Source organism: Mycobacterium sp. E2462, assembly GCF_001672685.1.
Lineage (GTDB): Bacteria > Actinomycetota > Actinomycetes > Mycobacteriales > Mycobacteriaceae > Mycobacterium.
This window is the reverse complement of the sequence record NZ_LZKC01000414.1, coordinates 1-8828: the sequence shown is the minus strand read 5'-3', so window position 1 is coordinate 8828 and position 8828 is coordinate 1. Positions and strand designations below refer to the sequence as shown.

The 8828-nt window shown below is 70.4% G+C and carries 8 protein-coding genes and 1 pseudogene; 4 read left to right on the top strand and 5 right to left on the bottom strand.

Annotated features, from left to right (window positions below):
• Nucleotides 1-211 (top strand): annotated as a pseudogene (locus tag A5714_RS27680) (alanine racemase); the annotation flags it as partial.
• 176 nt (nucleotides 212-387) lie between these two features.
• Here A5714_RS27680 and A5714_RS21505 read toward each other — a convergent pair.
• The 3 genes from A5714_RS21505 to A5714_RS21495 all read right to left on the bottom strand — a co-directional run bounded on the left by A5714_RS21505 (nucleotide 388) and on the right by A5714_RS21495 (nucleotide 3925).
• On the bottom strand, nucleotides 388-990 hold the full coding sequence (locus A5714_RS21505) for a sensor domain-containing protein (protein ID WP_197513859.1): 603 nt from the start codon (nucleotides 988-990) through the stop codon (nucleotides 388-390).
• Nucleotides 991-1068: 78 nt separating this feature from the next.
• Nucleotides 1069-2433, bottom strand: a complete 1365-nt coding sequence (locus A5714_RS21500) for a glutamate decarboxylase (RefSeq protein WP_156671111.1) — start codon at nucleotides 2431-2433, stop codon at nucleotides 1069-1071.
• A gap of 64 nt (nucleotides 2434-2497) precedes the next feature.
• Nucleotides 2498-3925: an NAD(P)H-hydrate dehydratase gene (locus tag A5714_RS21495; protein WP_068288670.1), complete on the bottom strand. Its 1428-nt coding sequence runs from the start codon at nucleotides 3923-3925 to the stop codon at nucleotides 2498-2500.
• Nucleotides 3926-4013: 88 nt separating this feature from the next.
• On the opposite strand from A5714_RS21495, the gene A5714_RS21490 reads away from it, so the two are divergent.
• Nucleotides 4014-4940, top strand: a complete 927-nt coding sequence (locus A5714_RS21490) for a class I SAM-dependent methyltransferase (RefSeq protein WP_068288667.1) — start codon at nucleotides 4014-4016, stop codon at nucleotides 4938-4940.
• On the opposite strand, the gene A5714_RS21485 is transcribed toward A5714_RS21490, so the two are convergent.
• Both A5714_RS21485 and glmS read right to left on the bottom strand, forming a co-directional pair.
• The gene (locus A5714_RS21485) at nucleotides 4937-5614 is read right to left on the bottom strand and encodes a rhomboid-like protein (protein WP_068073320.1); all 678 of its coding nucleotides are present in this window, start codon (nucleotides 5612-5614) and stop codon (nucleotides 4937-4939) included. The two genes, A5714_RS21490 and A5714_RS21485, sit on opposite strands and share 4 nt — an antisense overlap.
• 66 nt (nucleotides 5615-5680) lie before the next feature.
• Nucleotides 5681-7555: a glutamine--fructose-6-phosphate transaminase (isomerizing) gene (glmS, locus tag A5714_RS21480; protein WP_068204574.1), complete on the bottom strand. Its 1875-nt coding sequence runs from the start codon at nucleotides 7553-7555 to the stop codon at nucleotides 5681-5683.
• Nucleotides 7556-8066: 511 nt separating this feature from the next.
• Between glmS and A5714_RS21475 the strand changes: the two genes are divergently transcribed.
• Nucleotides 8067-8270, top strand: coding sequence for an Rv1535 family protein (locus A5714_RS21475; RefSeq protein WP_068288658.1), 204 nt, complete (start codon nucleotides 8067-8069; stop codon nucleotides 8268-8270).
• Nucleotides 8271-8321: 51 nt separating this feature from the next.
• A partial coding sequence (locus tag A5714_RS21470) for a dienelactone hydrolase family protein (RefSeq protein WP_369829462.1) occupies nucleotides 8322-8828 on the top strand: 507 nt, incomplete at its 3' end.

Below are 8828 nucleotides of genomic sequence, written 5' to 3'. Positions count from 1 at the left end.
GACCGAGGCCCTGGTGGACCTGGGCGCGGTCGCGCACAACGTGCGGGTGTTGCGTGAGCACGCCGGCGGCGCGCAGGTCATGGCCGTCGTGAAGGCCGACGGTTACGGGCACGGCGCGGGGCCGGTGGCTCGCGCGGCGCTGGCCGCGGGCGCGGCGGAGCTCGGGGTCGCCACCATCGACGAGGCGCTTGCCCTGCGCGCCGCCGGCGTGCTCACGCAACACCCGCACGTTGTGCGCGACCGCGCCCAGGTCCACCAGGGCCTCGGCGAGGGCACCCGGCGTCACGGAAATCGGCGTAACGGCCACGGCGGCCATTGTCCCAGAAGCGCCGTGCGGGGCCTTATTCTCCCGGCATTCTCCCGGCATTCTCCCGGCACTCTCCCGGCTCAATGGATGCGATCGCCAATGCGCTGGAGGACTTCCGACCTCACCCGCCCGGGGTCCGGTAGCCCCAGCGCCACCACTTTCACCAGCACTGTTGCCTTCACCAGATAGCCGAACGGCACCGACCCGGCGCTTCCGTCCAGCGTCGCGCCGTCCGGTCTGGTGACCCCGTAGTCGTAATCCGGGTCACCCAAGGCGGCGCAGGCCTTCAGCAATGAGTCCACTCGATCGAATTGCGCTCGTGCCGCGCCGGCATCCGGATAGACGGCGACGGACTGCAAGATGTCGGCCATCACGTTCGCTTGGCCGGGTCCCGGACTCATCGAAGCGGCATACGCTTCCGCCCGATACTGCGTCCACCCCGTGCCGAACGAAAGATCGTCCTGATACGGCGGCTGACACGGTGGGGGCGCACCCGCCTTTGGGTAGTGGCTGGGTTGGTGCTTCGTCGGTGAAGCGCGCAGATCGTCGATGCCGGCGATCCGTGCCACCTCGGCAACGCCAACGATCAGGCCGTTGATGTCGACCGGCGCCGCCGACGGCGTCGCCGAGGTGGTGTCGACGCGCGTCGTGGCGTGGGCGCAACCTGACACGACGAGTGCCACGCAGCAACCGATCCCCAACGAGGTGCGTGCTCGCCCGACCAACCCATTGGACGTCATCGAATCGTCCGCAGCGCCCGGTCAGTGCGCGAAGTGCTCGGCCTTGTAATGCCCGCCCGGCTTCAGCTTGTCCAGGCTGGTCAGCGCCGTGCGGGCGTCGTCGTGCAGCGCCCGCGCCAGGTCGGCGGACAGGCCCTCGCGCACCACGATGCGCAGCACCGAGACGTCGGTGGCGTTGTCGGGCATGGTGTAGGCCGGCACCTGCCAGCCGAAACCGCGCAGCTCGTGGGAGACGTCGAACTCGGTGTAGCCCAGCCCACGGGCGAGCCGGAACGCGACCACCGGGATGGCCGATCCGTCGGAAATCAGCTCGCAGTGTTCACCGGTCCGCAGCTGCTCGCCCAGCCACCGCGCGGTGGACGACAGCGCCTGCATGACCTGCGTGTAGCCTTCGCGGCCCAGGCGCAGGAAGTTGTAGTACTGGCCGACCACCTGATTGCCGGGCCGGGAGAAGTTCAGGGTGAAGGTCGGCATGTCGCCGCCCAGGTAGTTGACGTGGAACACCAGGTCTTCGGGAAGGTGCTCCTGGCTGCGCCACACCACGAACCCGACGCCGGGGTAGGTCAGCCCGTACTTGTGGCCGCTGACGTTGATGGACACCACCCGCGGCAGCCGGAAGTCCCACTTGAGCTCCGGGTGCAAGAAGGGCACCACGAACCCGCCGCTGGCGGCGTCGACGTGCACCGGGACGTCCACGCCGCCGTCGGCGGCCAGCTTGTCCAGCGCCGCGCAGATCTCGGCGATGGGTTCCAGCTCGCCGGTGTAGGTGGTGCCCAGAATCCCCACCACGCCGATGGTGTTCTCGTCGACGGCGTCGACGACCTGCTCGGGGGTGATGACGTAGCGCCCCTCCTCCATCGGCAGGTAGCGCGGTTCGACGTCGAAGTAGCGGCAGAACTTCTCCCAGACCACCTGGACGTTGGACCCCATCACCAGGTTCGGGGTGCGGGTCTTCCAGTCCTTCCCGATCTTGGCGCGCCACCGCCACTTCAGCGCCAGCCCGCCGAGCATGACCGCCTCGCTGGAGCCGATGGTCGACACCCCAATGGCGCTGTAGGGGTCGTCGTCGCGCAGGTTCTCCGCGTGGAACAGGTCGGCGACCATGCACACGCACCGCTGCTCGATGGCCGCGGTGGCCGGGTACTCGTCCTTGTCGATCATGTTCTTGTCGAAGGTCTCGGCCATCAGGCGCGACGCCTCGGGGTCCATCCACGTGGTGACGAACGTGGCCAGGTTGAGCCGCGAACTGCCGTCGAGCATCAGCTCGTCGTGGATGAAGCGGTACGCGGCGTCGGGGTCCATCGACTCCTCGGGCAACCGCAGCGCCGGCACCGGCGCGGTGAACAGGCGGCCGGTGTAGGCCGGCGCGATCGAGTGGGCGGGCATGGACGGGTGTTGGGGCACTCCGGGTTTCCTCTCTGCTGCGGGTCTGGTGCGGGTCTGCTGGGTTCTAGCGCACCAGGGCCGCCACGGCGGCGCGGATGTGCGGGACGATGCGCGACGCCGAGGTGGGCGCGTCGCCGGGGCCCGGGTCGGCCGCCGATAGGGCCGCCGCCCGGGCGTGGACGAACGCCGCCGTCGCCGCGGCCTCGGCCGTCGGCAGGCCCGCCGCCAGCAGCGCGCCAATCATCCCGGAGAGCACGTCGCCGGACCCGGCGGTGGCCGCCCAGGACTGCCCGGCCGGGTTAAGATAGACCGGGCCACCGGGATCGGCGACGACGGTGACGTTCCCCTTGAGCAGCACCGTCGCACCGAACGTGTCGGCCAGCTTGCGGCACGCCCCGATCCGGTCGTCGCCGGGGGGACTACCCGCCAGGCGGGCGAATTCACCCGCGTGCGGCGTCAGCACCGTCGGCGCGGCGCGGTCGGCCACCAACTCGGGGTGCGCGGCCAGGATGGTCAGGCCGTCGGCGTCGACGACCACCGGCAGGTCGGTCTCCAGGGCGAACCACAGCGCCGCGGCCCCGACGTCGTCGGTGCCCAAGCCCGGACCGACGACCCACGACTGCACCCGCCCCGCCGACGCGGGGGCGGGCGAGGCGATCACCTCGGGCCACTGCGCGAGGACCTCGCGGTGCGCGCTGCCGGCGTAGCGGACCATGCCGGAGGTCGCCGCGACCGCGGCGCCGGTGCACAACACCGCGGCGCCCGGGTAGGTCGACGAGCCGGCCATGACGCCCGTGACACCCTGGGTGTACTTGTCGTCGTGGTGTCCTGGGACTGGCCAGCGCGCGGCCGCGTCGGCGGCCTCGACGCCGAGCACGTCGGTGGGCGGCAGGTCGAGTCCGATGTCGATGAGGCGCACGCGGCCGCACTCGGCCAGCGCGTGTACCGGTTTGAGCCCGCCGAAGGTGACGGTCAGCGCGGCGCGCACCGCCGGTCCGGCCGCGGCGCCGGTCATCACGTCGATTCCGCTGGGGCTGTCCACCGCCACGACGGGGATGCCCGCGTCATCGACGGCGGCGAACACCTCGGCCGCGTTGGGGCGCAGCGGCCCGGACCCGGAGATGCCGACCACGCCGTCGAGAACGAGTTGTGTTGTCGGCGAGACGGTTTCGGTGATTCGGCCGCCGGCCTTGCGGAACGCCGCCAACCCGTTTCGGTGCGCCCGCTCGGGGTTGAGCAGCACCGCGTCGGCGGCCACGCCGCGCCGGCGCAACAGCGTCGCCGCCCACAGCGCGTCACCGCCGTTGTCCCCCGACCCGACGATCGCGCACACCCGGCGCCCGGCGATGCCGCCCGTGCGGGCGCGCAACTCGCCGGCGATCTCGGTGGCCAGGCCGAAGGCGGCCCGCCTCATCAGGGCACCGTCCGGAAGGCTCGCCAGCAGCGGGGCCTCGGCCTGGCGGATCGCGTCTACGGAGTAGTAGTGCCGCACAGCAGTCACATTACGTGTCACGTTCGGGGCGTACCCTCGCGCTCGGTCCGCCGGCGGCGGCGGGCGCGGTGGCTCGAGAGGGGCGGCGATGGCACGCACGGACGACGACACGTGGGATCTGGCGAGCAGCGTGGGGGCCACGGCCGCCGCCGTGGCGGTGGGCCGGGCGCTGGCCACCCGGGCCGCCGAACCGCTGATCGACGACCCGTTCGCCGAGCCCCTGGTGCGCGCGGTGGGCGTGGACTTCTTCACCCGGCTGGCCGGCGGCGAGCTGGATCCCGCCGAGGTGGACGACAACAGCGACTTCGGGATGCAGCGGATGCGCGACATGATGGGCATCCGCACCCGCTTTTTCGACGACTTCTTCGCCGCCGCGGCCCAGGACGGCGTCCGCCAGGTGGTCATCCTGGCGTCGGGCCTGGACGCCCGCGGATATCGGCTGCCGTGGCCGGCCGGGACCACGGTCTTCGAGGTCGACCAGGCCGCGGTGATCGACTTCAAGACGACGACGCTGGCCGCGTTGGGTGCGGCGCCGACCGCGAACCTGCGCACCGTTCCGATCGACCTGCGCCACGACTGGCCGGCGGCGCTGCGGGCGGCCGGGTTCGACCCGTCGGACCCCGTCGCGTGGAGCGCGGAGGGGCTGCTGCCGTTCCTGCCGCCCGATGCCCAGGATCGGTTGCTGGACAACATCACTGAGTTGAGCCCGGCGGGCAGCTGGCTGGCCACCGAGAACCTGCGCGGCGCCGGCGACGGCATCCAGCTGATGGGCGAGCGGATCCGCGCGATCACCGAGCAGTGGCGCCAGCACGGCTTCGACGTGGAGATGACCGACCTGTGGTACGGCGGCGACCGCCACGACGTGGTCGACTACCTGAGCGCGCGCGGTTGGGCCACCGAGGCCAGCAGCGTCTCGGAGTTGCTTGCCGCGCAGGGCCGTTCGCTGCCGCCGGGGGCCGACGGGGAGACCGACACCTCGACCGGCATCCAGTACGTCACCGCCCGCCGCCCCTAGGGCCGGGCGGGCGGTGGCTCGGGCCGCCGCATCATCGCCCGAAGGCGGGCCGGGCCCAGCTGCGCGCCGGGTTTCGCGCGGGCCATCGGGTAGAAGCACAGCCCGATCAGCACGGACGTGAAGTGCCCGATCGCGGTGAAGTTCAGTTCGATGCGATCCATGGTCAGCAGCGGAAAACCGAAGATGACGAACAGGATTCCCAGGTAGCCCCACCGCCACGGCCGGGAGATGTGGTAGGTCAGCATGGCCATGAGGCCGACCAGGAAGTAGCTGACTCCGATGTCGCGCGCGTAGATCAGCCGCTCGGACGCCGATCGGTCCTCGATGGCGAAATACAGCAGGCCCTCGCTGATGTAGGTGGCGAGGATGTGGGTGCTCAATCCCACCGACAGCCAACGCAATTGCCTGAGCCAGTGTTCGGCCGGCGCCAAGAAGAGGCTGAAGAGCAGCAGATACGGCGCCAGGTTCTTGCCGTCGATCCACAGCAGGCTGGCGAACAGCACGTCGAGCGGGTCGCGGGCCAGCCCGTGGATGTTGGTGGACTGGTGCAGCAGCAGCGTGTGCAGCCGGCCGCTGGGCAGCGCGTACTGCAGCATGGTCGTCAGGACCAGTACGAGCAGCCAGCCGTAGGTCAGTGGCGCGCCGCTGACGTAGTGCCAGACCGCGAGCCCCATGCGGCGCAGCCGCAACCTCACCAATGCAGATGCCACGCCGTCAACCTTCGCACGCGCGGCGCTTCGTCACTCGACTGTGACGGATTTTGCCAGGTTGCGCGGCTTGTCCACGTCGTAGCCGCGGGCCTGGGCGACCGACGCCGCGAACACCTGCAGCGGGATCGTCGACAGCAGCGGCTGCAAAAGCGTTGAGACGGAAGGAATTTCGATCAGGTGGTCGGCGTAGGGGCGTACGGTGTCGTCGCCCTCCTCGGCGATGACGATGGTGACGGCGCCGCGGGCCTGGATTTCGCGGATGTTGGACAGCAGCTTGGCGTGCAGCGTGGCCGACCCCTTCGGGGATGGCATGACCACGATGACCGGCAGATCGTCCTCGATCAGCGCGATGGGGCCGTGCTTGAGCTCACCGGCGGCGAAGCCCTCGGCGTGCATGTAGGCCAGCTCCTTGAGCTTGAGCGCCCCTTCCAGCGCCACCGGGTAGCCGACGTGGCGGCCCAGGAACAGCACGGTCGAGGACTGGGCGAACCGGTAGGCCAGCGCGGTCACCGGCTCGATCGACGCGATCACCCGCGCCACCAGGTCCGGCATGGCTTCCAGTTCCCGGTATTCGCGCTCCACCTCGTCGGGGTATTTGGTGCCGCGGGCCTGCGCCAACGCCAGGCCCACCAGGTAGTTGGCGGTGACCTGCGCCAGGAACGTCTTGGTCGACGCCACGCCGATCTCCGGGCCGGCCCGGGTGTAGAGCACGGCGTCGCACTCGCGCGGGATCTGCGAGCCGTTGGTGTTGCAGATCGCCAGCACCTTGGCCTTCTGCTCCTTGGCGTGGCGGACCGCCTCCAGGGTGTCGGCGGTCTCCCCCGACTGCGAGATGGCGACCACCAGGGTGCTGCGGTCCAGCACCGGGTCGCGGTAGCGGAACTCGCTGGCCAGCTCGACCTCGACCGGCAGCCGCGTCCAGTGCTCGATCGCGTACTTGGCGAGGAGCCCGGAGTGGTAGGCGGTGCCACAGGCGACCACGAACACCTTGTCGACCTCGCGCAGCTCCTGGTCGGAGAGCCGCTGCTCGTCCAGGACGATCCGGCCGTCGACGAAGTGTCCCAGCAGGGTGTCGCCGACCGCGGTGGGCTGCTCGGCGATCTCCTTGAGCATGAAGTACTCGTAACCGCCCTTTTCGGCGGCGGCCAGGTCCCAGTCGATGTGGAACCGGCGGTAGGCCCCGGGCGCGAGGTCCTCGTTGCCGTGGAAGTCGGTGATCCGGAAGCCGTCGGCGGTGAGCACCACCGCCTGATCCTGGCCCAGCTCGACGGCCTCCCGGGTGTGCGGGATGAACGCCGCCACGTCCGAGCCGACGAACATTTCGCCGTCGCCGATGCCCACGACCAGCGGCGTCGAGCGGCGGGCGGCGACGATGGTGCCGGGCTCGTCGGCGTTGGCGAACACCAGGGTGAAGTGCCCGTCCAGCCGGCGCAGCACCGCGAGCACGGACGCCGGGAAGTCGCCGGCGGTGTCGCCGTATCGGTAGGCCCGCGCCACCAGGTGCACCGCGACCTCGGTGTCGGTGTCGCTGGCGAATTCGACGCCCTGGGCCTCCAACTCCTGGCGCAGGCCCGCGTAGTTCTCGATGATCCCGTTGTGGACGACCGCGATCCGGCCGGCGGCGTCGGTGTGCGGGTGCGCGTTGCGGTCGGTGGGGCGGCCGTGGGTGGCCCAGCGGGTGTGGCCGAGCCCGGTGCTGCCGTCCAGCGTGGCAGGCGGCACCTCGGCGATCGCCTCTTCAAGGTTGGCCAGGCGGCCCGCCCGGCGGCTGACGGTCAACGAACCCTGGCCGTTGACCAGCGCGACTCCCGACGAGTCGTAACCGCGGTACTCCATCCGGCGCAGCGCGTCCATCACGACCTTGCAGGCAGGCTGCTGCCCGACATAGCCGACGATTCCGCACATTCTCACCAGGGTAGTGCAGGCCGCCCCCTAACCTGATGATCCGGCGCCAGGGTGAGGCCGCCCACCTGCGCGAAGGGCCTAAGAAAGGCCCCGACAGGGTCGCGCCCGGTGGACCTCGTGGGCGCATCCGCGACGCCATTTCGCTGAATCGCCGAGTTCATGCCCATTTCATAGAAAAGGTCCGCTTTTCACCTGATGTATTTGTGACGTTTTCAATCGCGCCACCGCTACCGCTGGTCACACTTTTACAGTGAAAAGACAACATAGGTCACACCACACGAGCCGCTTCGACAACGCTGCCGCGCAACGACAACCGACACCACGGCTTGCCACTCGACGCGCCCGCGGAGTCGTCCACCAATAGGCCGCAACGACAATTCGGAACCGACAGTGAATTCGCCGCAACGGTGAACGCCCGGCCAGAAAAACGTTAATAGTTACCGATCTCGATTTCGCGCTCGGGGGCCTTTCGCCCAACGGCCCGCCGCGCGTCGCCTGGGAGGGGAGAACGATGACCGCAGCCCTGCATGACAACGCGGCACCCGCGCCGCAAGCGCCGGCCGCGGGCGCACAACCCGCGCCGCCGCGGCGCGAGAAGGCGTCGGCCGACGGCGGTGACCCGCTGATGAGCGCGGCCACCCGGCTGCTCACCGTTCCGATGCGCCAGATGTATGCGGTGCTGTGGCGCCTGGGCGTCATCGAGGTGCGGGTCTAGAGGCCGGTTCTGCCTGCACAGCGCGCCCGCGCGATGCGCTAACGTCGACGCGTGGCCCGCATCCGCAAGCTCGTCGCCGCCCTGCATCGCCGTGGCCCGCACCAAGTTTTGCGGGGAGATCTCGCCTTCGCCGGCCTGCCGGGGGTGGTGTACACGCCGGAGGCGGGACTCAACTTGCCGGGCGTGGCGTTCGGCCACGACTGGCTCACCGGTGCCGCGCGCTACGCGGGCCTCCTCGAACACCTCGCGTCCTGGGGCATCGTCGCGGGTGCGCCCGACACCCAGCGCGGCCTGGCCCCCTCGGTGCTCAACTTCGCCTTCGATCTGGGCACCACCCTCGACATCGTCTCGGGTGTGCGCCTCGGGCCCGGCAAGATCAGCGTTCACCCGGCCAAGCTGGGCGTGCTGGGGCACGGTTTCGGCGGCTCGGCCGCCGTGTTCGCCGCGGCCGGCATGCCGGCCAAACCCGCCGCGGTGGCCGCGATCTTTCCCACCGTCACCAGCCCCCCGGCCGAACAGCCCGCCGCCTCGCTCAAGGTGCCGGGCCTGCTGCTGACC

Bases quoted from the DNA above. Each gene is read 5' to 3' on its own strand.
- A5714_RS21500 (WP_156671111.1), bottom strand. From the start codon at position 2,433: ATGCCCGCCCACTCGATCGCGCCGGCCTACACCGGCCGCCTGTTCACC.
- A5714_RS21485 (WP_068073320.1), bottom strand. From the start codon at position 5,614: ATGGGGCTCGCGGTCTGGCACTACGTCAGCGGCGCGCCACTGACCTAC.
- A5714_RS21475 (WP_068288658.1), top strand. From the start codon at position 8,067: ATGACCGCAGCCCTGCATGACAACGCGGCACCCGCGCCGCAAGCGCCG.
- A5714_RS21490 (WP_068288667.1), top strand. From the start codon at position 4,014: ATGGCACGCACGGACGACGACACGTGGGATCTGGCGAGCAGCGTGGGG.
- glmS (WP_068204574.1), bottom strand. From the start codon at position 7,555: ATGTGCGGAATCGTCGGCTATGTCGGGCAGCAGCCTGCCTGCAAGGTC.